We start from the raw sequence: 330 nt of genomic DNA on the forward strand, positions 1-330 counted from the left end.
CTCCTGGCGCTGCTGGTTGATCTTCTACCGGTTGCGCTGGAGTTGGGGTTTCTGTTGCTCCTGATGCTGGAGTTTCTTCAGCTGGTTGCGCTGGAGTTGGGGTTTCTGTTGCTCCTGACGCTGGAGTTTCTTCAGCTGGTTGCGCTGGAGTTGGGGTTTCTGTTGCTCCTGGCGCTGCTGGTTGGTCTTCCACAGGTTGCGCTGGAGTTGGGGTTTCTGTTGCTCCTGACGCTGGAGTTTCTTCAGCTGGTTGCGCTGGAGTTGGGGTTTCTGTTGCTCCTGGCGCTGCTGGTTGATCTTCCACAGGTTGCGCTGGAGTTGGGGTTTCTG

At 57.0% G+C, this 330-nt stretch carries 1 pseudogene; it reads right to left on the minus strand.

Going from position 1 to position 330, the window contains the following annotated elements:
- Nucleotides 1-330, minus strand: a pseudogene (locus ACLNCP_RS10000) (YSIRK signal domain/LPXTG anchor domain surface protein); the annotation flags it as partial.

Source organism: Streptococcus sp. CL6.35 (genome assembly GCF_049737915.1).
Taxonomy (GTDB): Bacteria; Bacillota; Bacilli; order Lactobacillales; family Streptococcaceae; genus Streptococcus.